Origin of the sequence: Sphingomonas sp. BLCC-B65 (assembly GCF_028550675.1) — a bacterium.
In the GTDB taxonomy this organism is placed as follows: domain Bacteria; phylum Actinomycetota; class Actinomycetes; order Actinomycetales; family Microbacteriaceae; genus Microbacterium.
This window is the reverse complement of record NZ_JAQQGL010000001.1, coordinates 1,951,864-1,974,148: the sequence shown is the minus strand read 5'-3', so window position 1 is coordinate 1,974,148 and position 22,285 is coordinate 1,951,864. Positions and strand designations below refer to the sequence as shown.

General features: G+C 71.7%; 23 protein-coding genes. 6 read left to right on the top strand and 17 right to left on the bottom strand.

Annotated elements, in window-relative coordinates:
• Window positions 1-13: 13 nt before the first annotated feature.
• Genes PP359_RS09325 through PP359_RS09305 form a run of 5 tightly spaced genes read right to left on the bottom strand, consistent with a single transcriptional unit; the run spans window position 14 to window position 3,223 of the window.
• The gene (locus tag PP359_RS09325; RefSeq protein WP_499250416.1) at window positions 14-1,246 is read right to left on the bottom strand and encodes a hypothetical protein; all 1,233 of its coding nucleotides are present in this window, start codon (window positions 1,244-1,246) and stop codon (window positions 14-16) included.
• Entirely contained in the window at window positions 1,243-1,902 is a 660-nt protein-coding gene (locus PP359_RS09320; protein ID WP_499250415.1) for a hypothetical protein, read from the bottom strand. The genes PP359_RS09325 and PP359_RS09320 overlap by 4 nt, the downstream gene beginning before the upstream one ends.
• 18 nt (window positions 1,903-1,920) lie before the next feature.
• Window positions 1,921-2,514, bottom strand: coding sequence for a hypothetical protein (locus tag PP359_RS09315; protein WP_499250414.1), 594 nt, complete (start codon window positions 2,512-2,514; stop codon window positions 1,921-1,923).
• A gap of 4 nt (window positions 2,515-2,518) precedes the next feature.
• Window positions 2,519-2,788 carry a hypothetical protein gene (locus PP359_RS09310; RefSeq protein WP_499250413.1) on the bottom strand — a complete coding sequence of 90 codons (270 nt, stop codon included), beginning with the start codon at window positions 2,786-2,788 and terminating at the stop codon, window positions 2,519-2,521.
• A complete protein-coding gene (locus PP359_RS09305; protein ID WP_499250412.1) occupies window positions 2,789-3,223 on the bottom strand; it encodes a hypothetical protein in 435 nt (144 codons plus the stop codon).
• Between the two features lie 396 nt (window positions 3,224-3,619).
• Between PP359_RS09305 and PP359_RS09300 the strand changes: the two genes are divergently transcribed.
• Together PP359_RS09300 and PP359_RS09295 are read left to right on the top strand one after the other, a co-directional pair.
• Entirely contained in the window at window positions 3,620-3,790 is a 171-nt protein-coding gene (locus tag PP359_RS09300; protein WP_499250411.1) for a hypothetical protein, read from the top strand.
• Window positions 3,777-4,040, top strand: coding sequence for a hypothetical protein (locus PP359_RS09295; protein ID WP_499250410.1), 264 nt, complete (start codon window positions 3,777-3,779; stop codon window positions 4,038-4,040). The genes PP359_RS09300 and PP359_RS09295 overlap by 14 nt, the downstream gene beginning before the upstream one ends.
• Window positions 4,041-4,160: 120 nt before the next feature.
• Here PP359_RS09295 and PP359_RS09290 read toward each other — a convergent pair whose 3' ends face one another.
• The 7 genes from PP359_RS09290 to PP359_RS09260 are packed head-to-tail and all read right to left on the bottom strand — an operon-like array spanning window position 4,161 to window position 13,379.
• A complete protein-coding gene (locus tag PP359_RS09290; RefSeq protein WP_499250409.1) occupies window positions 4,161-5,480 on the bottom strand; it encodes a Zn-dependent hydrolase in 1,320 nt (439 codons plus the stop codon).
• Window positions 5,477-6,778, bottom strand: coding sequence for a pyridoxal-phosphate-dependent aminotransferase family protein (locus tag PP359_RS09285; RefSeq protein ID WP_499250408.1), 1,302 nt, complete (start codon window positions 6,776-6,778; stop codon window positions 5,477-5,479). Before PP359_RS09285 ends, PP359_RS09290 begins: the two co-directional genes overlap by 4 nt.
• Window positions 6,775-8,358, bottom strand: coding sequence for an AtzH-like domain-containing protein (locus PP359_RS09280; RefSeq protein ID WP_499250407.1), 1,584 nt, complete (start codon window positions 8,356-8,358; stop codon window positions 6,775-6,777). The genes PP359_RS09285 and PP359_RS09280 overlap by 4 nt, the downstream gene beginning before the upstream one ends.
• A complete protein-coding gene (locus PP359_RS09275; RefSeq protein ID WP_499250406.1) occupies window positions 8,355-9,464 on the bottom strand; it encodes an acetamidase/formamidase family protein in 1,110 nt (369 codons plus the stop codon). Before PP359_RS09275 ends, PP359_RS09280 begins: the two co-directional genes overlap by 4 nt.
• The gene (allB, locus tag PP359_RS09270) at window positions 9,461-10,891 is read right to left on the bottom strand and encodes an allantoinase AllB (protein ID WP_499250405.1); all 1,431 of its coding nucleotides are present in this window, start codon (window positions 10,889-10,891) and stop codon (window positions 9,461-9,463) included. The genes PP359_RS09275 and allB overlap by 4 nt, the downstream gene beginning before the upstream one ends.
• Window positions 10,879-11,712, bottom strand: coding sequence for an aspartate/glutamate racemase family protein (locus PP359_RS09265; protein ID WP_499250404.1), 834 nt, complete (start codon window positions 11,710-11,712; stop codon window positions 10,879-10,881). Before PP359_RS09265 ends, allB begins: the two co-directional genes overlap by 13 nt.
• The gene (locus tag PP359_RS09260; RefSeq protein WP_112932084.1) at window positions 11,709-13,379 is read right to left on the bottom strand and encodes an NCS1 family nucleobase:cation symporter-1; all 1,671 of its coding nucleotides are present in this window, start codon (window positions 13,377-13,379) and stop codon (window positions 11,709-11,711) included. Before PP359_RS09260 ends, PP359_RS09265 begins: the two co-directional genes overlap by 4 nt.
• A 221-nt stretch (window positions 13,380-13,600) precedes the next feature.
• Here PP359_RS09260 and PP359_RS09255 point away from each other — a divergent pair, with 221 nt between their 5' ends.
• The 4 genes from PP359_RS09255 to hpxO all read left to right on the top strand — a co-directional run bounded on the left by PP359_RS09255 (window position 13,601) and on the right by hpxO (window position 16,473).
• Entirely contained in the window at window positions 13,601-14,227 is a 627-nt protein-coding gene (locus tag PP359_RS09255; RefSeq protein WP_112932085.1) for a helix-turn-helix domain-containing protein, read from the top strand.
• Window positions 14,228-14,238: 11 nt separating this feature from the next.
• Window positions 14,239-14,733 (top strand): 2-oxo-4-hydroxy-4-carboxy-5-ureidoimidazoline decarboxylase, encoded by a 495-nt coding sequence (gene uraD, locus PP359_RS09250; protein WP_499250403.1) that lies wholly within the window; start codon window positions 14,239-14,241, stop codon window positions 14,731-14,733.
• Complete coding sequence (uraH, locus tag PP359_RS09245; protein ID WP_499250402.1) at window positions 14,730-15,050, top strand: hydroxyisourate hydrolase; 321 nt, start codon at window positions 14,730-14,732, stop codon at window positions 15,048-15,050. Before uraD ends, uraH begins: the two co-directional genes overlap by 4 nt.
• Window positions 15,051-15,282: 232 nt before the next feature.
• The gene (gene hpxO / locus PP359_RS09240; RefSeq protein WP_499250401.1) at window positions 15,283-16,473 is read left to right on the top strand and encodes an FAD-dependent urate hydroxylase HpxO; all 1,191 of its coding nucleotides are present in this window, start codon (window positions 15,283-15,285) and stop codon (window positions 16,471-16,473) included.
• Window positions 16,474-16,578: 105 nt separating this feature from the next.
• Here hpxO and PP359_RS09235 read toward each other — a convergent pair whose 3' ends face one another.
• From PP359_RS09235 to PP359_RS09215, 5 genes are read right to left on the bottom strand one after another with little or no spacing between them, the layout of a single operon-like run.
• A complete protein-coding gene (locus PP359_RS09235) occupies window positions 16,579-17,967 on the bottom strand; it encodes a MinD/ParA family ATP-binding protein (protein WP_135949954.1) in 1,389 nt (462 codons plus the stop codon).
• Between the two features lie 47 nt (window positions 17,968-18,014).
• Window positions 18,015-19,508, bottom strand: coding sequence for a sucrose phosphorylase (gene gtfA, locus PP359_RS09230; RefSeq protein ID WP_135949953.1), 1,494 nt, complete (start codon window positions 19,506-19,508; stop codon window positions 18,015-18,017).
• Window positions 19,509-19,543: 35 nt separating this feature from the next.
• A complete protein-coding gene (locus PP359_RS09225; RefSeq protein WP_112932091.1) occupies window positions 19,544-20,503 on the bottom strand; it encodes an alpha/beta hydrolase fold domain-containing protein in 960 nt (319 codons plus the stop codon).
• Window positions 20,500-21,324, bottom strand: coding sequence for a carbohydrate ABC transporter permease (locus tag PP359_RS09220; protein WP_036318796.1), 825 nt, complete (start codon window positions 21,322-21,324; stop codon window positions 20,500-20,502). The genes PP359_RS09225 and PP359_RS09220 overlap by 4 nt, the downstream gene beginning before the upstream one ends.
• Complete coding sequence (locus PP359_RS09215) at window positions 21,324-22,283, bottom strand: carbohydrate ABC transporter permease (RefSeq protein ID WP_499250400.1); 960 nt, start codon at window positions 22,281-22,283, stop codon at window positions 21,324-21,326. Before PP359_RS09215 ends, PP359_RS09220 begins: the two co-directional genes overlap by 1 nt.
• Between the last annotated feature and the right edge of the window lie 2 nt (window positions 22,284-22,285).

Sequence of the window (22,285 nt, the reverse complement as noted above, 5' to 3'; positions counted from 1 at the left end):
GGGAGGTTGGGTGTCAGGCCGAGCGCCCGACGACCTCCAGGTGGAGTGCGAGGTCTCCGCCGGTCAGATCGTGAAGGCGGGGATCGTCGAGGAGATGCAGCTTCACGGTCAACGTGCGCACCGCACGGGCCGCGGAACTCGGAACGGTGTCACCGTCGGCGAGCCGAATACCGGCCGCGGCGACGAGACCGAGGTCGGCGCGAAGGCCGTCACCGCTCATCGCGACACCGGTCGCGGGGGTGTCGGGCGTTCCCGCGAGGACGCTCGACGAGCCGTCGGCATCCATCGACACGCTGTAGCGGACGAAGGGAGCGAGCGTGCCGGCGGCGGTGAGACGAAGGGCCATGCGGCCGTCCGCGGCGAGTGAGTTGTTGAGAACTGCCAAGGAGAGAACGGCGGTGTTGCCCGGCACGAGGTCGCCGGTGTCGACGTAGGAGACGGTGACGCGGCCGTCGCGCGGCAGGCGCGCGATACCCGCGCTGTCGCGAACGGCGATGCCGAACTGACCGGACGCAGCGACGGTGACCACCGCCTTGTCGGTGAACGCGGCCCACGATCCGACGGCGAGCGCGCCGACGACGAGGACGCCACACGTGCACACGGCGACGCACGCGAGGCGCCGCGCGCGGCGGTGGGCACCGCCGATGAGCAGCAGACCGGTGACGAGGATGAGCGCGAGGCCCGCCACGACCGCCACCGCCAGGTGGTCGCCGTTCATGCCCGTCGCCGCGAGGGCTCCACCGGGCCGGATCCCCTCGCTGTCGACGCGCAGCGTGACCTCGCCCGCCGCCGTGCGGAAGGAGTCGTCGGCGGTGGTCGGCATCTGCGCCGTGAGGACCACGCAGGCGCTCTCATCCGCGGCGAGGCGGCCGAGGTCGATGCGGGTGCGGCGCAGCTCGTCGGCGCTCAGCCCGTCGGCGAGGACGATGCCTCTGTCACTTCGCAGGGTGACACGCAGGCCGTCCGCAGCCGTCACCGCCGGACCCGCCGTCGACGGCACGGTGAGCGTGGCGGTGCGCGTGAACCCCGGCGAGGGTGCACAGTAGCGCGCATCGACCGCATGGCCCGGCGCCGGCGCACGAACGGCGATCGATTGGCTGCTCTGTGCCGCAGCCGGCAGCGGTACCGCTGCGGCGACAACGAGCGCACTGCCGAACCCGAACGCCAGGACGGCGGCCGACCGGCGCAGACGCCCGGCCCTGCGCTCCACGCGCCCGGCCCTCCGCGTCGTCGTCGGGGCGGTCACGAGAGCTTCTCCGTCATCGTGACGGTGCGACCACCCGTCGTCTCCGCAGTGACGGCGATGGCGGGCACGACCGTCGCAGCAAACGCGGATGGCGGCGCGGCCGGCGCGAGCCACACACGCACGGTGAGAGCAAGCCCGTCCGCGGCGGGAGTGGGCAGAGGAAGCCCCGCCCCGCCGTCCAGCGCGGAGATCTCGGCAGCCGTCAGGGGTGCGCCGGACGGCAGCAGGCTCGCATCCGCCGCGCGGACGTCGAACAGCAGCCACGGCGCGTCGGGGTTGGGGTCGACCAGTCGCGCATGTATGACCACGTGCGGGGTCGGAGTGAGCACGTGGACGTTGACGGTGAAGGAAGCCGTCGCCACCGCGGGCGGGCCCACCGGCGCGCTCGCGAGGTAAGCGACCTTCTGCGCACCGTCGGTGTCCACCGTGATCTCATGCGGATGGGCCGCGTCAGGATAGCGGTCGTCCTCCGACGGCCCCTGGGCGAGGCGAACACCGCCCGACTGGGTCGTCGCGGCATCCACCCCGCTGGTGAACGCGGCACTCGTCGCCACGACGGGTGGCACCGACAGAGCCACCACGAGCGCCGTGGCCAGAACGACGAGGCCGCCGCGCCGAGGGCGCGGGCGCTCGGCCCCAAGGCGGAAGGCGGTCACGGTGATTCTCCTGTCATGTCAGCGGTTTTCCGCGTGCACGTGAACACGCACACCGGTGATGCGATCGATGAGGGACGGTGGCGCGTCGGCGGGAAGCGCCACCGTCAGGCTGACGCGGCGGACCTCACCGGCAGACAGCTCGCGGTCGACGAGTCCCGCGACGCGGCCGGTTCCCTCGAGTACCTCTCGACCCTCGGTCACGGCGCGGAAGCAGAGGTGATCAAAGAACTCGTCCTGTGCCTCCTGCTGGAGCGGCGGGACGACACTCATCGTGACCGCGCCGGAAAGCTCAGCGCTGGCGTTGCGGATGAAGAGGTACACCGTGACAGCGCCACCGGGATCCAGGTACAGCGGCCCGCCGTCCGTGCGCAGCGGCGCGACGCTGCGGCGACCGCCACCCGGACGCCAATCGTCCGCGGTCGGGAGCCACCGGCTGTCGGCCGACGCGGCGACCGACAGCCGGAAGGCATCCTCTCCGGGTGCCGAGAACACGACGAGACCCTCGTCCGTCCCTTGAGGCGCCCCGATCGTGGCGGTGACCCCGCCGGCGCTCAGCAGAACGGCTGCCAGCGCGACCAGCATCGCTGCGGACGAGGGTCGTCGTGCCCGCATGCGATCAGTCCGTGCTCTTCGAGGTGCCGTCGATAACCGCCTGGATGGCGACCGCCCCGCCGTTCGCAGCGTCGGTCGCTGTCTGGGTGGTGCCCTCCTTCAGCGTGAGCTTCAGGTAGAGCACCGTTCCTGACTTGGGGCTCAGCGTGGACAGGTCCACCCCGGTGCTGCTCGATCCCGCCGTGGCGGGGATCGTCAACCCCGTCTTGGTCCACGTCGTCGGGACCTTCGATGCATCGGCCGTCTCGGCCACATCGACAGACAGCAGCTTCATTTAGGCGGCGTTGCGGTCGCCCTGATCCGACGTCGACGCCGCCGGCGTCGTGTTCTTGAGGGAGAGCTTGAGCGTCGACTTCCAGTTCTTCGACTCGTTCAGCACGGGGATCTTCACGACCACCGAACCTCCCGGAAGGAGGTTGCTCGCGCCCGGGATATCGGTGATCGCTGCAGAGTTCGGGAACGCTTCGACCCAGGTCTTCACGTCGCTCACGGTGTTCTCCATCCCCGTCGAGACCTGGATGTTGTACTTGTTGTCTGTGCTGCCGAACCCGCCGCCGCCGTTGAGATCGAGCAGCGCGGAGTCGGTGAAGTAGGCGCTCGTGGCGAGCGCACCCACGCCGAGCAGTGCGCCCAGGGCGAGGAAGGCCCTCTTGCGGCCGCGGCGATCATCGTCGCGGGCGGTAGCTGTCGTTTCGGTCGTTGATGTCATCGGGATCAGTTCCTTGTCTGTGTGGTGCGCGGTCGTGTCGACGATGCGGGTAGTGCGGGATCACTCCACCGCACGCGATCGCCACAGAGTGCTTCGGGCCGCCGAATGAGCGCCGCGCAGGAGCATGCCCCCATCGAATGAGTGATCGTCGCGGCGTCAGGGAGTGTTCGCATCCCCACGCGCGATGACACGCGGTGACCTGCGGGGCCGCTATGGTGCGCGCCGGCGCGCAGCTGGCGGTGCGGATCGCGGCCGCCACTCAAATCCCGGGGGGCGGCACTCAGCGCCGCACTCGGACGCCTCCCACGCACGCGGGAGGCACCTGCGCTCGTGCTGCGGTGGTCTCCGGTGTGCACGGAAGGAAAGGCCTTCGATGCACGAAAAGGGGAGAAGACCATGACCGTGCAGCAGACGACGAACCCAGGGGGCCGGTCGTTCGAGCGCGAGCGCGACGAGTCCCTCCGCATCGCACGCGCCATCATCTTGGGGCTGATCTTCTCGCCCGTCTTCTGGATCGTGGTCGTCATCGGATCGCGTCAGGTGGGGGCGCTCCTTGACTTTCAGTGACCGCCGGTGCCGCATGCACGCCGCCGGCGATCGAGCCGAACTTGCAGGCGAGTACGCCTACGTCATCGTCGAGACGCGCCTGCAGTCACGCACCGACGCCGAGGCCGAGAACTCCGATCAGATACGACACCGTTGGTCGGAGCTGAACGAATGGGGCGCGATGGGGTACGAGCTCCTACACACCGTCACCATCGCCACCGGGAGCCGGACGACGATCTTCGACACCCTGCAGTTGCACGTGCGCCCCTGAGCGCGCCGGCGACGCCGGGCGGCGCGCAGCGAGAAACCACTCTCGCGCCGAGACACTTCCGCAGCGGGGGTTTCTCGGCGCGGAACGTGTTTCTCGGGCGGTGTGGAGCGCGGCGGCGGGTCAGATCCGCTCGGTGCCGCGCAACAGGACGGCCTCGGCGAGGGCACGGATGCCGTGGGCCACGTCGCCCGCGGACACGGACTCGTCGGGGTGGTGACTGACACCGTCGGGGTTGCGCAGGAACAGCATGCCGACGTCTGTCACCGCTCCCAGCGCCATGCCGTCGTGGCCGGCGCGGCTGAAGATCACCGGCGGCGCGTCCGACCGGGGCGGCAGTGTCGCCTGGATGCCGCCGGCCACCACCTCCCGCAGGAGGGGTGCGCAGAACACGGCGGGAGCGCTGTGCACCTCGCGGGATCGCCACCGCAGCGCCCGTCGCCCCATGATCTCGTCGAGCTCGCGCGCGAGCGCATCCCACACGCGATCGCGTTCGCCGTCGAACTCGCCGCGCAGGTCGAGGGAGAACTGCACTTCGCCGGGGATCACGTTGACCGCGCCGGGGAACGCTTCGAAACGTCCGACGGTGCCGACGATGTGGTGCTCGGCGGAGCAGATGCGCTCGACCGCCAGCGCCGCCTCGCTCGCGCCCAGCAGCGCGTCGCGACGCATGTCGTACGGCGTGCCGCCGGCGTGGCGCGCCTCACCCTCCACCACCAGCTGGAAGCGCCGCGCCGACGCGATCGAGGAGACCACCGCCAGCGGCTCTCCCGCACGGTCCAGCTCGGGACCCTGCTCGATGTGCGCCTCGAGGTAGCCGACGAGTTCGTCCGGCCGCCGCGCAGCCTCACCGATGCGCGCCGGGTCGAGCCCGAACTCGAGGAACGCGCGGCGCAGGCTCACCCCGTCGGCATCCGTCAGGTCCCACCAGGCGTCGTTCCACGTCCCGGCCACGGCGGACGATCCGAGCAGCGCCTTGCCGAAGCGGGTGCCCTCCTCGTCCGAGAACGCGACGACCTCGATCGCGAACGGCAGCCGAACGGTCCAACCGTCGACGCCGGGCTCGCCGTCGCCGTCACGACCCACCGGCACGCGCAGCAGGCGCACGACCTCGAGCGCCATGAGCACCCCCGCGATGCCGTCGTAGCGGCCCGCGTCGAGCACCGTGTCCAGGTGCGAGCCGAGCATCAGCGCGGGAGCGGCCGGATCGCCGATGCGCCCGACCTGGTTGCCCGCGGCATCCTGCCACGTGCGCATGCCCAGCTCGCGCATCCACTCGGCCGCCAGCCGGTTGACGCGCGCGTGCTCGGGCGAGAGGTAGACCCGCTCGATGGATGCCGCGTCCGCGCTCACCCGCGCGAGCTCCTCGCACCGCGCCATCACGCGGCGCGCGGCCGCGGCGACGACGTCGGGCGCGGCCCGCAGGAGGGATGCCGAACTCACGCCGTCTCCGCGGGGACGATCGAGGCGGGCACGGCGGCGCCGGTGCGCGGCGCGTGGAGGGCCCCGGAGGCGGCGGCGAACACGTCGGCCGCGGCCTCGACGCCGCCACCGGCCGGAACCGCCGCGCCGAAGCGGCGCAGCACGCTCTCGAGGGCCGCGAGGGTCGTGAGCACGGCATCCTTCCGGGCGTTGTAGCCCATCGTGCCGATGCGCCACACCTTGCCGTGCAGCGGTCCGAACGACGTCCCGATCTCGATGCCGAAGTCGTCCAGCAGCGCCGATCGCGCGGCATCCCCGGGCACCCCTTCGGGGATCTCGACGGCGACGACGTTGCTCATCTTGTGGGCGACGTCGCCGAAGACGACGAGGCCGAGCGCCTCGACGCCCGCGAGCATCGCACGGCCGGCGAGCTCGTGGCGGGCGATGACCGCGTCGCGGCCTTCGAGCAGCAGCAGGCGGGCACACTCGCGCGCGCCGTAGAGCATGCTCGTCGCCTCGGTGTGGTGGTTGAGCCGGCGCGGACCCCAGTAGTCGAGGATCTGCCCCAGGTCGAAGTAGTTCGAGCGCACGAAGTCGGCCGACGACTCGTCGCCGGGCTCGCGGATGCCCGCCTCGACCTTGGTGCGCGAGCGGATCACCTCCACGGCCCGGTCGCTGAGCGTGATCGGCGACGATCCACTCGGACCGCCCAGGCACTTCTGCAGTCCGGCGGTCGCGGCATCCAGCCCCCACGCGTCGGCCTCGAAGGCGTTGCCGCCCAGCGACGCGGTGGCGTCGGTGTAGAACAGCACGCCGTGGCGGCGGCAGATCTCGCCGATCTCCTCCAACGGCTGCAGCATGGTGGTGGATGTATCGCCCTGTACGAGGGCGAGGAGGTTCGGCTTCACCCGGGCGATCGCCTCCTCGATGACGGATGCCGGGAACACCTGACCCCAATCGGTCTCGATGGTGTGCACCTCGGCGAGCGCCCGCTCGGCGATCTCGGCCAGCAGGTGCCCGAACCGCCCGAACACGGGGACCAGCACGCGATCGCCCGGCTTCACGAGCGAGACGATCGCCGCCTCGATGCCGGCACGGCTCGTGCCGTCGACGAGCAGGGTCGCGTCGTTGCGGGTGCTCCACACCCCGCGATACAGCTCCTGGGTCTCGGTCATCGTCGCCGTCATGAAGGGGTCGTACTGACCGACCAGCGGCGCCGACATGGCGGTCAGCACGCTCGGGTACGCCGAGATGGGGCCGGGGCCCATCAGCAGCCGCGCGGGCGGGGCGATCGGGCCGGGGAGGGTGTCGGTGCTCATACGGGTTCCGTTTCGGTGATGCGGGCGTGGAGGGCGCGGCCGAGGCGCACGAGCGCGATGTCGGTGCCGGCGCGCGAGATCAGGCTGACGCCGACCGGGGCGGTTCCGCCCGCGGCGGCGACCGTGAGCAGCGGCACCGACAGCGCCGGGAGGCCGCCCACGGCGGCCGGCGTCGTCAGGCGCAGGGTGTTCGTGCGCACGGCATCCACCTCGGCGCCGGTGGCCGTGCGCGACGGCGCCGGACCGGGCACGGTCGGCAGCAGCAGCACGGCGTCGCGGACGAGCGCGTGCAGGGCGTCGCGCCGGGGGGCCAGGGCCGCGCGCGCCGCGGACTCGTCGGCGGCGGTGACCGCAGCAGCGGCGCGGAAGCGCTCGGCCACGGCAGGTCCGGTCGAGCCGGGGTGCGCGCGCAGCCACTCCCCGTTGTTGCGCCAGGCCTCCGCCCCCTGCACGGCGCGAAACGGCACGAGGTAGTCGTCGAGGTCGCCGAGCGAGACCTCCTCGACGGGCAGAGCGGATGCCGCGAGCATCGCCTCGAAGGCCGCGCGGGTGGCCGGCTCGGCGGCGGCGAGTGCTTCGATCGGAACCCGGAACCGCCAGGGCAGGTCGTCGGCCGAGGCCCCGAAGACGGAGGCGGTCGAGTCCGACCCGTCGTAGCTGAGACACCAGTCCGCGACCGCCTGCAGCGTAGCACCGTCGCGGGCGAGCCAGCCGACGGTGTCGAAGCTCTGCGCGAGCGGCAGCAGCCCCTGCCGAGGAACGAGGTCGTGCGTCGTCCGCAGGCCCCACAGGCCCTGGTACGACGCCGGCACGCGCACCGACCCGGCGGTGTCGGTCGCGAGGGCGACGTCGGCCTGCCCGAGCGCGACGGCGGATGCCGGGCCGCTCGACGAGCCACCCGGAAGCGCCCCCGGCACGGCGGCGTTCGGCGGGGTGCCGTAGTGCGCGTTGTCGCCCGCGATCGAGTACGCGAACTCGTCGGTGCGCGCGATGCCGCGCAGCGACGCCCCACCGCGCAACAGGTCGCCCACCGCGGGGGCGCTGGTGGTCTCGGCGCGGGCGGAGTCGAGGTAGGTCGGGTTTCCCGCGCCGATGCGATAGCCCTTGATCGCGAAGAGGTCCTTCACCGCGACGGTGAGGCCGGCGAGCGGTCCGTCCCAGGCGCCCTGATACAGCGGGTCGCCGACGGTGCGCCAGATCGAGCGGTCGAACGCCGCGGAGCGCGGAGTGACGTGCGCAGCCGTGATGAGCCACCGCCCGTCGATCAGCTGCCACACCTGTGTCTGCAGACCGGTGCCGCCGGCAGCGAACCGGGAGACGGCGACGATGAGCGCGACCCCCTCGGCGAGCGGCCGGTACTCGACCCGCTCGATGGTGCGGGCCGACACCCCGCCGCGGGCGCCGCGGAACGCGCTGATCGCGTCGTGTCCGACCAGCAGCCCCGCGCCGTCGCCGCGCAGCGTGCGCTCACCGGGAGCGAACGCGGCATCCAGGGCGTCGAGGTCGTTGGACAGGATCGCCCGCTCGTACGCCTCGAACGCCGCGCGCAGCGCGTCGGGCATGGTCGGAGCCGCGGTCACGAGGCGTCCTCGCCGGTCAGCCAGGCGGGGCGGACGGCCGCGAAGTCCGACTCGCGGATGCGCGCGTGCACGCCGCAGACGATGTCGACGACCTGCGAGATGTCGAAGTCGGTGGCGGCCGACAGGTACGCGTAGGCCAGGTGCTCGGCCATCCCGTACCGGGCCTGCAGCAGATCGAGCGCGGCCCGCACGGCCTTGCGCATCGCCTCGTCGAGGTCGACGTCGAGCCCCGTCGGCACCAGATACTCCGGCGTGCGCACGAGCGGCCCGGTCACCTCCCCGAACGCAGCGAGCGCCTCCGCGCGCGGCACCACGTCGAAGCGCAGCGTCGCGCGCAGCGACGCCTCGAGCGCCGTCAGCGCGACCTCGCCGTCGCCCTGCGCGAAGTGCGGGTCGCCGACGTACGCCAGCGCGCCGGCCACCTGCACCGGCAGGTACAGCACCGCACCTTCCACGAGCAGGTTGATGTCGATGTTGCCGCCGTGCGCGCCCGGGGGCACCGAGTGGGGGCGCTCGTCGCCCGCGACGGCGACGCCCATCGTGCCGAGGAACGGCGCGAGCGGGAATCGCACGACGCGCTCGCCCCCGTCGACCAGGGGCAGGATGCCGCGACCGTCCGACACCGGCGTGAACACGCTGACGTTCTCGGGCCCGCGCGGCAGGATCCCGACGAGCGCGCCCTTGCCGTGCCGGTTGGAGATGACCCCGTACGGCACGCGCGGCGCGAGATCGACGACGGTGATCTTCAGCAGATCGCCGACCTCGGCACCCTCGACGAAGATCGGCCCCGTCACGACGTGCGGCCCGTCGGCGATGGTGTCGCGGGCCACCGTGGCGGCGATCTCGATCGCGTCGGTCAGCACGTGCGCGGCGGGAACGCCGTGACCGGTGAAGTACCCCAGGGGGTCCTGGCCCTGATCGGGCAGGATCCCCTCGTGGCTGACGGTGTCGATCGTCACCGTCTCACCGGCGGCCACCGTCAGCACGGGCGCGTCGACGGCGCACGGCAGCCGCCCCCAGAGCACCGTCTCGGGGGATGCCGCGAGGTAGTGCTCCCCGGCGATGCGGCCCGATCCGGGCTGCAGGATCTCGATGGTCTCGGTCATGATGTCGCTCCCTCGCGCATCGTCTCGGCGACGGCATCCGCACCGTCGGTCAGCAGTTCGATTCCCGGCCGGGCCCGCGCGTCGTCGTCGCCCGCCCGGTACACGACGGTGCCGCCGACCACGGTGGTGACGACGCCGCCCCGCATATCGCGCCCATCCCACGGCGACAGCTTGTGCCGGTAGAGCAGACGGTGCGCGTCGACGGTCCACGACCGCTCCGGCGCGAAGACGGTGAGGTTCGCCCGCACGCCCGGTGCGATGACGCCGAGGCCCGGCATCCCGGCGATGCGGGCCGGTCCGGTCGTGAACAGCGGCAGCAGGCTCTCCAGCGGGATGCCGCGGCGCGCCGCCTCGGTCCAGACGCTGGCGAACCCGGTCTGCACGCCCGCGATGCCTCCCCATGCCAGGCCGAAGTCGCCGCCGCCGGCGGTCTTCAGCGTCAGGGTGGCGGGCGAGTGGTCGCTGACGATGGCGTCGATGGTGCCGTCGAGCACGCCCTCCCACAGCAGGTCCTGGTTGGCCCGATCGCGGATGGGTGGGCAGCACTTGAACGCGCTCGCGCCGTCGGGAACCTCTTCGGCCGACAGGGTGAGGTAGTGCGGGCAGGTCTCGACCGTGAGGCGGATGCCGTCGGCCTTCGCCGCGCGCACGGCGTCGAGCGCCTGCCCGTCGGCGACGTGCACGATGTGAGCCCGGGCCCCGGTGGCGCGGGCCGCATCGATGACGGCGGCGATCGCCGCCTCCTCGCTGACCGGGGGCCGGCTGCGCAGGAAGGTGTCGTAGTGACGTCCGAGTTCGCCCGCCGGGCCCGCGCCGACCTCGACGGCGGCCTCGTGCAGGTGCGCTTCGTCTTCGGCGTGCGCGATGAGCAGGCCGTCGAAGGCGGCGATCTCGGTGAGCGCGGCGTGCAGGCCGGCGCGGTCGAGGTGACCGAACTCGTCGATGCCGCTCGGCACGAGGAAGCACTTGAAACCGACGACGCCGGCGGCAGCGAGCGCGGCCAGGCTTCCGAGGTTCTCGGGCACGGCGCCGCCCCAGTAGCCGATGTCGACCGCGAGCTTGCCGACCGCCGCCGACCGCTTGGCGGCGAGCGCCTCGGGCGTCGTGGTGACGGGTACCGAGTTGAGCGGCATGTCGAACAGCGTCGTGATGCCGCCTGCCGCGGCCGCGGCGGTGCCGGTCGCGAAGCCCTCCCAGTCGGTGCGCCCCGGCTCGTCGAGGTGCACGTGCGAGTCGACGAGTCCCGGCAGCAGCACCTCGTCGGCGCCGAGCACGAGGGCGTCGGCGGATGCCGCGGCATCCACCCCCGCGAGGTCCTCGGACGCCGCGACCTCGGCGATCACGCCGTCGACGATCCGCACCTCCGCGGGCCGGAAGGCCCCGTCGATCCAGGCGCGCTCGGCCCGGATCACGCTCACGTCTGCCACAGCATCGCCTCTCTCACCGTCGGTTGCGGGAGCGAGGTCATCGCGTCGCCCGCACGCACTTCCGACGCTACCCAGGCGTCGTTTCGCGGGTGTTTCCGCACCGGCGGCGGCGCATACTCGCCCCGAGAGCCGATGCGCACGCCCATGCGGGCCATGCCGATCGCGAGGCCCACGGCGGCGGCGACCCCGTCGATGACGGGAGCATCGACACGGGCCGACAGTCGCGCGCAGAGGTCGGCCATGCCGGCGCAGCCCAGCACGATCGCATCGACCGGGTCACCGGCCGTCCCGCTCCCCGGGGGATCGAGCGCGGCGCGGCACTCCCGTTCGATGCGGGCCAGGGTCTGCTCGTCCGGCTCCTCGAGGTCGAGCACGGGGATCTCCACCGCGCGGTACTGCGCGCAGGCGCGCTCCATGCCGTAGCGGGCGACGAGGTCGCGGGCCCGACCGAGCGTGCGCCCGAGGGTCGTCACGATCGCGAAGCGACGCCCGGCGATCGCCGCCACGTGCATGGCGGCCTCCGCGATGCCGATCACCGGCACGTCGACGAGTTCGCGGGCCGCGTCGAGACCGGGGTCGCCGAAACAGGCGATGACGTAGGCGTCGCTGGCGCCGGTGGCCAGATCGGCGCGGATCAGCTCCACGACGGCGGCGGCCGCAGCCACCTCGTCGACATGGCTCTCCACCGCCGCCGGCCCCCGACCGGGATCGGGGCACACGGCGGCGATCTCGACATCCGCACCCGACACCTCCCGGGCGGCGGCCGCAACGGTCGCGGTCATCGCCCGGGAGGTGTTGGGGTTGATCAGGAGAATCCTCACGGGGCGCCGGATCCCGCCGTCGTACCGGTGGCGGCGGCCACGGGGATCTCGGCCGAGATGGCGGGCGGCTCGGCGGCCGCGGTCGCCGCGGCACCGTCGATCGTGCCGTCGGAGACGCCGTCGCTCTCGCCGTCGAACGTCGGCACCCGCGGATCGATACGCTCGAAGAGCGCGAACGCGGCGTAGCCCAGGCCGCAGCCGATGAACCAGCTGTAGTCGCTGACCCACGAGATGTCGAACAGTCCCATGTCGGCGAACAGCTTCGGGAAGACCCCGAGGAACACCGCGGGGATGCCGGCGACCAGCAGCGCCTTCATCGCGTTCGGGTTGAAGCCGCGGCGGTACCAGTAGGGGCCGGTCGGGTCCATCGTGAACATGGCGTCCGTCTTGATGCGCTGGCGCCCGGCGACGTAGTAGCCGGCGATGAGGATGCCGAACAGCGGACCGATGAGCGCGCCGAGCAGGCCCAGCGTGTAGTGGATGGCGTCGTCGTTGGAGTACCAGTTCCAGGGGGTCAGGAACACGGATCCCACCGCGGCGATCATGCCGCCGGCGCGCCACGAGATCTTCTTCGGAGCGACGTTGGAGAAGTCGAACGCCGGCGAGATGAAGTTCGCGACGATGTTGATGCCCACCGTCGCGGTGACGAACGTGAGTCCGCCGAGCAGGATCGCGAACCAGCCGTCGATGGCCTCCACCGTCTTGATTGGGTCGGTGATGAGCTGACCGAACACGGGCACGGTCGCCGAGGCGGTGATCACCGTCAGCAGCGAGAAGAACAGGAAGTTGATAGGCAGACCCCAGAAGTTGCCGCGCTTGACCGCCGCGAAGCTCTTGCCGTAGCGGGCGAAGTCGCCGAAGTTGAGCATCGGGCCGGAGAAGTACGACACGACCAGCGCGATCGCGGCGCACATCACAGGGATCGACGACCAGAAGTCCAACTGCTTGGTCGACAGGTTGAACGAGATGTTCTGCCAGCCGGCCTGCGACACGAGGTAGACGGCGAGCGCGATCATCACGACGTAGACGGCCGGGCCGGCGAAGTCGATGAAGCGGCGGATGACCTCCATGCCGTTCCAGAACAGCAGGAACTGCGCCACCCACAGGATGCCGTAGGAGATCCAGCCCAGAGCCGACAGCCCCAGGAACGACACGTCGAGCAGGGCGGCCGAGCCGGGCACGAACTTCAGGAACACGATGTTCAGCGACTCGGCGGCCAGGAACGTCTGCACGCCGTACCAGGCGATGGCGATCAGTCCGCGGATGATGGCGGGGATGTTCGCCCCGCGGATGCCGAAGATCGCGCGGTTGACGACGGGATACGGCACCCCCGTCTTCTGACTGGGCTTGGCGACGAGATTGGCGAAGTACTGCACGATGACGATGCCCACCAGCAGCGCGATCAGCACCTGCCAGCTCTGCAGGCCCAGCGCGAACAGCGAGCCGGCGGTGACGTAACCGCCGACGGAGTGCACGTCGCTCATCCAGAACGCGAAGATGTTGTACGCGCTCCACTTCTGCTTGCGTAGCGGCGCGAGGTCCTCGTTGGCGAGACGCTCGTCGTACTGCGGCTTCATGTTGCCGGCGCCCGTGGGCATGCCGGCGGCTTCGACGATGTCGTAGACACCGGTCGACGGCGGGGTCGATGTTGGGGTCAGAGAGGTCATGGGTACCTTCCAGGGGTTCCGAGGCAGTGACGGAGGTGGGGCGGACCGCGACATGGAGTCCGTGGCCTGGGTGGTGCGTAATGTGAAGTTATTGCTTCACGCTGCGCGCGCGATTTCACTCATGTAACGGCTGTGTGAAGTTGGACCTTCACATGTGACGAACGCGTGAACCCCGACCGGAGCGGCGCCCGCTCGGCATCCGCGCCCGATACGATCGCGACATGACCCGCGCCCCCGCCGTCGATCCGCCGGAGCTCGATGCCGATCGCGCCGACAGCGCGACCGAAGGCGTCGGTGAGCGGCTGCGCGCGCTGCGGGTCGCCCGTGGCATGTCGGCGCGCGACCTTGCACGTCGACTCGGCATCTCGCCCAGTGCGGTGTCGCAGATCGAGCGCGGCGTGATGCAGCCGAGCGTTTCGCGCCTGATCGCGATCACCGACGAACTCGACGTTCCGCTGACGTCGGTCTTCGACCCTTCCGGATCGCAGGCGCCAGCCACACCGACGAGCTTCGGACTGCGGCGCGCCGAGCACGACACCACGATCGTGCTGGAAGACGGCGTGACCTTCCGCCGCATCTCTCCGGTGCCGACTCCCGGCGTCGACTACTTCGAGTCGACCTACCCGCCCGGCGCGACCGCCCACAGCGATGCCGGGCTCTTCCGCCACGAGGGCTACGAAGTCGGCACGGTCGTCTCGGGCGAGCTGACCGTCGACTTCGATGACGAACGTGTGGTCCTGCGGCCCGGCGACGCGATCAGCTACCCGTGCTCGCGTCCGCACCGGTTGCACAACACGTCCGGCGAACCGGTGGTCGCCCGCTGGCTCGTCGTCCACGGAGCCCACTGATGGTCGCCGAGATGAGCATCGACGCGTTCGACGCGCTCCCGGTGGATGCCGCGGCATCCACCGTCGGCGTCTGGGCCGCCGTCCCCGCCTGGGTCGAGGCCGTCGTCGCGGGCCGCCCCTACGGAACGCGCGACGCGCTGATCGCCCGGGCGGACGCGCTCGCGCGCACCTGGACGCGCACCGAGCTCGACGCCGCCCTCGCCCACCACCCGCGCATCGGCGAGAAGCCGCGCGGCGCGGGAGCCGACGCCGAGGCGTCGCGCCGCGAACAGGCGTCGATGTCGTCGGCCGCGGCCGCGACGGCGACCGCGATCGCCGACGGCAACGCCGCCTACGAGCAACGCTTCGGCCGCGTCTTCCTCATCCGCGCGGCCGGACGCACGCCCGAGCAGATGCGCGACGAGCTCGAGCGCCGCCTCGGCAACGACGACGAGACCGAGGCCGCCGAGGCCCTCGACCAGCTGCGCGAGATCGCGCTGCTGCGGCTGGAGGCGACGATCGCATGACCCACCTCACCACGCATGTGCTCGACGGCGCGGCCGGAGCCCCGGCATCCGGCGTCGACGTGAAGCTCCTCGACGCCGACGGAGTCGCCGTCGCGAGCGGGCGGACGGATGCCGACGGGCGTCTCGCCCTCGGACCCGACGAGCTGCCCCGGGGCACCTACGCGCTCGTGTTCGCGACCGCGCCGTACTTCGCAGCCCGCGGCACCGAGACGTTCTATCCGTCGGTCACGGTGGCCTTCACCGTCGCCGACACCCGTCACTATCACGTGCCCCTGCTGCTCAGCCCGTTCGCCTACTCCACCTACCGCGGCACCTGACCCAGCGCGGGGCGGCCACGGGCCGGGCGCGGCCCGTGGAACCGCGAGACACCGTCCCCGCACCGAGACACGCGCTGGGCACCGGTGTCTCGGTGCGCAGCGCGTGTCTCGCGGGCGGCGGCGGGCCGGGGCCGAGCGTGCGGGGCCCCCGGGCGCGGGGGGCGGGTGGGAGGGCGCCGGCGGTTACGCCGGGGAAACGTTGCGGTGACACGGCATCCGTAGCGTGGCGGGCATGAAGGTCATCGTCGTCGGAGCGGGTGTCGGAGGAACGAGCGCGGGCATCGCGCTGCAGCGGCTCGGGCACGAGGTCGTCATCTACGACCAGATGCGCGAGAACCGCCCGGTGGGAGCGGCGCTGTCGCTGTGGTCGAACGGCGTGAAGGTGCTCAACTGGCTCGGACTCGGCGCCGAGGTCGCAGCCCTGGGCGGCGACATGGCCGACATGGTCTATCTCGACGGCCACACCGGCGAGACGATGTGCGACTTCTCGCTCGCACCCGTCACCACCCAGACCGGTCAGAAGCCGTACCCCGTCGCCCGCGCCGACCTGCAGGCGCTGCTCATGGAGCGGTTCGGGCTCGACGGCATCCACCTCGGCAAGAAGCTCACCGGCATCGCCGACGACGGCACGCGCGTGACCGCCACGTTCGCCGACGGCACGACCGACACCGCCGACATGCTCATCGGCGCGGACGGCGCCCGCTCGATCGTCCGCGACTACGTGCAGCCCGAGGGCGCGCCGCCGATCGCGCGCGAGTACTCGGGATACACGAACTTCAACGGTCTCGTGCCGGTCTCGGACACCATCGGCCGCGCCACGGCCTGGACGACGTATGTCGCCGAGGGCAAGCGCGCCGCGGTCATGCCGATCGCCGGCGACCGCTTCTACTTCTGGTTCGACATCCCGCAGCCCTCGGGACTCGCGTACGATCGCGGCGACCTCGCGCCGCTGCGCGAGGCGTTCGGCGGCTGGGCACCCGGGGTGCAGGAGCTGCTCGCCGCGATCGATCCGGCCACCTCGCTCAACCGCGTGGAGATCTGGGACATCACCCCGTTCGACACCTGGACGAAGGGCCGGGTCGCGATCCTCGGCGACGCGGCGCACAACACCTCCCCCGACATCGGCCAGGGGGCGTGCTCGGCGCTCGAAGACGCGTTCGCGCTCGGCATCGCGTTCGCCACCAACACGCTGAGCGTCGCCGACACCCTTCGCCGGTACGCCGCGATGCGCGTCGAACGGGCGGGCGAGCTGGTGCTGCGGGCGCGCAAGCGCGGGTGGGAGACGCACGCGTTCGACCCGGCCGTCACCGACGCCTGGTACGAGAGCCTCCGCGGCTCCGACGGCGCCGGCATCATCCGCGGCATCGTCGGCAACATCGAAGACAGCCCCGTCAACCTCGGCGGCGGTCTGCTCGCGGACTGAGTGCGCCGCGGCATCCGCCCCACCCCGTCGGCGCGTCAGGGCGAGAGCCTTGCCGTTCGGGTGCGCGCACCTGGGCAGGGCGGGCCGGCCCGCGAGGGCGCGGCGTCAGAGGCGGCGGGCGATGGATGCCGCGACCGTCAGCCACGCATCGCGGGTCTCTGGCGACAGGGCATCGAAGTCGATCGGACCGCCGTCGACGAGCGCCGCATCGAAGGGCACGTGCACGACCTCGGCCGTGACCTGCGAGAAGTGGCGCTCGAGGCGCTCGGCGAGCTTGCGATCAGGCTTGGCGGACGGCGCCGCCAGGATCGTGACGGCCTCGTCGATCTTGTGGTCGAAGCCCTTCTCGCGCAGGCCGTCGAGCAGCCATGCGGCGCTGGCTGCGGTGTCTTCGCGCACCGTCGAGACGATGACGAGCTGGTCGGCTGCGGCGACGGCGGCGACCCAGTTCGAGGCGCGCATGTTGTTGCCGGTGTCGACGATGAGCAGGCGGTAGTAGCGCGAGAGCACGTCGTGCAAGCGGTCGAAGGCGGTCGCGTCGATGGTGGAGGATGCCGCGGCATCCTCGTCCGAGGCGAGCACGTCGAAGCGGGCGTCGACCTGCGTGCGTACGTAGGTGTCGAGCGCCGCGAGGCTCGCTCGATCGGGCGTGGCGAAGCGGTCGAGGTCTTCGAGCAGGTCGACGGCCGTGCGGTGGTGCGGCGCGTTCTGCGCGCGCCAACCGAGCGTGCCGCGGGTCTCGTTGTTGTCCCAGGCGAGCGTGGCCCCACCGCGCTGGGTGCCGAAGGTCGCCGCCAGCAGCAGCGTCGACGTGGTCTTGTGGGCCCCGCCCTTGGGATTGAGCACCACGATCGTGCGCGGCGCGTCGAGACGGCGCTGCACGAGTCGCTCGCGGTCGAGGCGCGACTGCTCGGCCTTGCCCGGGCGCGGCGAGATCGCGCCGCCGGTGAGGCGACGGATCGCTCCGCGCCACCCCTCGGTCGCCCGCGGACGCGCGCGGTCGGCGCGAGAGTTGAGCAGGTCGTCGACCGTCGGCGTGGCCCGCTGGGCCGGGGTGCGCTGCGCACCCTCGCGGCGGGTGCCGCCGCTGCGGAGGGGCCCGTCGATCGCACTCACCGCCGACGTCGCGGGGGAGGGCTCGGAAGTCGCAGCGGGCTCGGTCGCACCCGCCGCGACGGGCACGGCGGAGATCGGGGCGACAGGGGCCGCTGCGGGCGCAGCCGCCGAGACGGGCTCGGCCACCACCTCCGTCGCGGACGCGGTGGCCTCGGTGAAGCTGCCGTCCGGGCTGACCACGAGCGCCCACCGCGTCGCGCCATCGACGACGGTCGCCGTGACGGGCTCCCCCGCCGACGCGGCCATCAGCCGGATCGACTCGACGATGCGGCTGCGCAGCCCCTCCTGCGTCGAGGCGAAGACCTCGTCGACCTCACCGGCGAGGTGGATCTCGGCGGCGGTCTGCGAAGTCACGAGCACGGTGGGTTCGAAAGTCACGCCTCCGAGTATCCCATCCGGTGCTGCTCGCCGCCGGGGGCGGGGCCTCACCCGGCGGCGAGCAGGTCATCCACGGTGCGGCGCACCTCGGCATCCGCCCCGGCATCCGCACCGGTCGCCGTGAGCGTGAAAGCACGCGCCGCGACGTCGAAGACGAGCTCCACCCGATGCTCCGCATGCACCCAGCGCAGCACCCCGGTGGCGTCTTCCAGCTCGGCGGTGAAGTCGCCGTCGAAGGCCGGATGCGCGGCCCGCAGCCGCAGCAGCTCGCCCAGGGCGCGCACGACCGGGCGGTCGAGCTCGGCGGCGATCTCGTCGGGCGTGTAGTGATGGCGGTTGACGTCGCGACCGACCCCCGTGGCGCGCAGGAGGTCGACGTCGTTGCGACCGGCGAACAGGCCGACGTAGTACACCTGCGGGATGCCGGGCACCATCAGCTGGATCAGCCGCGCCAGCAGGTAGGCGCGATCGTCGGCGCCGACCGCGTCGTAGTAGGTGCAGTTGACCTGGTAGAGGTCGAGGTTCGACGCCGCGGCTCCCGTGGCGAGCCGGCTCGTTCCACCGCTCGCGGCATGGATCGCCTCCACGAGCGCGTCGATCTGCGCGGGCGCGAGCAGCCCCGGAACGCCGGGCTTGAGGTCGCTCTCGCCCACGTCGACGATGCCGATGCCGTCGTGGGTGTCGAGCACCGTGATGGTGTTCGCCGGGCGCACGGCGAGCCACTGCGCGAGCGGGCGGAGGTCGTGCGCGTGCAGCGCGTGCAGCACGAGCGGGGGCAGCGCGAAGTCGTAGACGTAGTCGACGCTGCGGGCGATGTCGATCTGCTGCGTGAAGTGGCCGTGCACCTCCAGCAGCACCTGCATGCCGCGCTCGTGCGCGAGCGCGAGGATGCGCTGCGTGTACCGATCGGTGGATGCCGTCATGAAGCAGTCGGTGCCGGCTTCCTTGCCCGTGTAGCCGACGGCATCCAGGCGCAGCATGGTCACGCCGGCGCCGGCGAGGGCGTCGATGACCGAGACGAGATAGTCCCACGCCACGTCCGTACGCAGGTCGATGTCGACCTGGTCGGCGGTGAAGGTGGTCCAGACGAGGCGCTTGCGCCCGCCCAGCTCCATCACCGTGAAGGGCAGGCCGGGCCGCGGGCGGTAGATCCGGGCGAGGTCGTCTTCGCGGGCGCCGTCGGGGAACACCGCGTCGAGGGTGAGGAACATCGCCGCGAAGGGCGAGGCGTCGCCGCGGCGGCGGACGTCCTGGAAGGCGTCCGATTCGGCCGAGACGTGGTTGACGATGACGTCGCTCATGACCACGGCCTGGCCGCTCAGGGCGCGGACGTCGTCCCAGGTGCCCAGTCGCGGATCGATGCGGGTGTGATCGCTGGGATCGAAGCCGGCGTCGGCTCCGTCGAACGGGGTGAAGTACGGCAGCAGGTGGATGCCGCCGAACATCCCGGCCAGGCGCGTCTCGAGCAGGTCGCGCACACCGGTGACGGTGCCGGCGAGGCGGTCGACGTAGGTGATCAGCTGCGGGGGCGTGCTGTTCATGAGAGGTCCTTCCAGAGATCAGGATGCCGCGCAGATCACGCTCGGCGGAGGATGCGGCGCAGCCACGCCCGACGGGCGCGGCGGGCGTCGCGGGAGATCGGCAGCCACGGGGCCATGAGGTCGAAGGCATGCGTTCCCCCGGGCCACACGTGCAGCTCCGCGTCTCCGCCCGCGCGCCAGATGGCGTCGGCGAAGGCGACGCACTCGTCGCGGAAGGTCTCCGCCGAACCGACGTCGATGAACACGGGCGGCAGATCGCTCAGATCGGCCGCGAGAGCGGCGGACGCGTACGGCGACACCGGAGCATCGCGGTCGTCGTCGCCGAGGTAGGCCGCCCAGGCCACCTCGTTGGCAGCGCGGTCCCAGGATCCATGACCGGCCATCTGCTTCGCCGAGGGAGAGCTGGAGCGATGGTCGAGCATCGGCGCCTGCAGGAGCAGGCCCAGGGGCCGCGGCCCGCTGTGGTCGCGGGAGTAGAGCGCGAGCGCGGCGGCCAGGCCGGCGCCGGCGCTGACGCCGGTCACCACGATGCGCTCGCGATCGAGCGCGGCCGGGGCCTCCGGTCCGCTCACCCAGCGCAGCGCCGCCATCGCGTCCTCGAGCGCCGCGGGGTACGGATGCTCGGGGGCGAGGCGGTACTCGACCGACACGACAGCGCAGCCCACACGATCGGCCAGCGCGATGAGGGCGGGCATCTCGGAGTCGGCGTCGCCGGAGACGAGCCCGCCGCCGTGCAGGTGCAGCAGCACCGGCACGGGCCGGCACGCCTCGACCGGCACGCTGACGACGACCGGCACGGCCGAGGAGCCGACGCCCACCGTGTGCAGCGTGCGGACGAAGGCGCCGTGGGCGGTCAGCTCGGCCTCGGTCGCCGGCGCGGCGTTGCGTCGCAGACGAGGGACGTCGTCGGCGGTGATGGACACGACGATGTCGTCGAGTTCGTCGAACGCGCGCGCGACCCCCGGGTCGAGTGGCGGCCGGGCGGTGGAGCTCATCCCTTCACCGCGCCCTGGAGCAGCGCCGCGACGAACTGCCGCTGGAACACCAGGAACACGATCAGCGTGGGCAGCAGGATGAGGATCGAGCCCGCACACAGCAGCGGGATGTCGGTTCCCCACTGCCCCTGGAACGCGCCGAGAGCACCGGCCATCGTGCGCTTCGTGGGGTCGTCGACGAGAACGATCGCGAGCAGGAACTGGTTCCAGGTCCACAGGAACAGCAGGATCGCGAGCGACGAGATCGCCGGGCCCGACAGGGGCACGTGGATGCGCCAGAACAGCTGCCAGGTGGTGGCGCCGTCGGTCCGCGCGGCCTCGGTGAGCTCGTGCGGCATGTTGACGAAGTGCGCGCGCATCCACATGACGGCGAACGGCATGAACAGACCGATCAGCGGGAGGACGATGGCCCACTGGGTGTTGAGCAGGCCGTAGCTGCGGATCTGGTAGTAGATCGGCACGATGATGCCCTCGATGGGCAGCGTCAGACCGAGCACGAAGACGACGAAGAGGGTACGCGAGAAGGGCACCTTCAAGTGACCGAGGGCGAAGCCCGCGAGGGTCGCCACCAGAAGGCTCACGGGAACGACGCCGAGCTCGATGAGCATGCTCGAGCCGAGCATCTTGAGCATGTCGGCGGACTGGAACGCGAGTGCGAAGTTGTCCCAGTGCGGCTCGTCGGGCCACGACAGACCGGCGGGATAGGTGCCCGGGGCGTGCAGCGCGGTGACGAACAGCGAGATGAACGGGATGATCGTCAGCGCCATGACGACGATGAGCAGGAGGCGGCCGGACCACACCTCGACGGCGGAGGTCTTCATCAGCTCTCGTCCTTTCCGCGGGTGAGCTTGTTCAGCGGCAGCACGACGGCGAGCACGAGCACGGTCAGCACGACCGCGAGTGCGGAGGCCTGTCCGACCTGGCGCTCGAAGAAGGCGAGGTAGTAGATCTCGAGCCCGGGCACCATGGTGCTGCGGCCGGGCCCGCCCTGCGTCGAGATGTAGATGATGTCGAAGCTGCGCAGGACCCCGATCACGGTGATCAGTACCGCGACGCCGAGTTCCTGACGGATGGCGGGCAGCGTGACCGTGAAGAACTCACGGATGGGCCCCGCACCGTCGATACGAGCGGCCTCGTACAGGGCGGGATCGATCTTGGTCATGCCCGCGAGCAGCAGCAGCATGCAGAGGCCCAGCGACACCCACGCACCGATGACGCCGACGGCCGGCAGCGCCGTGTCGAAGTCGCCGAGCCACGCGCGGGTGATGCCGCCGAGGCCGATCGCCGTGAGGAACTGGTTGATCGCGCCGTCGGCGGCCAGCAGCCAGGTCCACATGATGCCCGCCGCGACCAGCGGGATGACCTGCGGGAGGAACAGGACGGTGCGCGACACCGATGCGAGGCGGCTGCCTCCGAGCTTGCGGATGAGGGCCGCGGCGATGAGGCCGACCGTCACCGGGATGATCGAGAAGTAGAGGATGAGGGTCAGCGCATTGACGATGGGACCGAGCAGCTGCGCGTCGGTGAAGATACGCACGTAGTTGTCGATGCCGGCCCAGGTCGCCGTGGTGACGCCGTTCCAGTTGTAGAAGGAGTACTGCACGGTCGAGCCGAGCGGCACGAGGACGAACAGCGCGTAGAAGGCCAGCGCGGGGGCGACGAGCGCGAGACCGACGACAGCCTCCCGCGACCATCGCGCGCGGCGCGGGCGATGGTCGCGGGTCGCTGTCGCACGGTCCCGCGCGGCCCGGGTCTCCCCGGGCCGCGTGGACGTGCTCATGG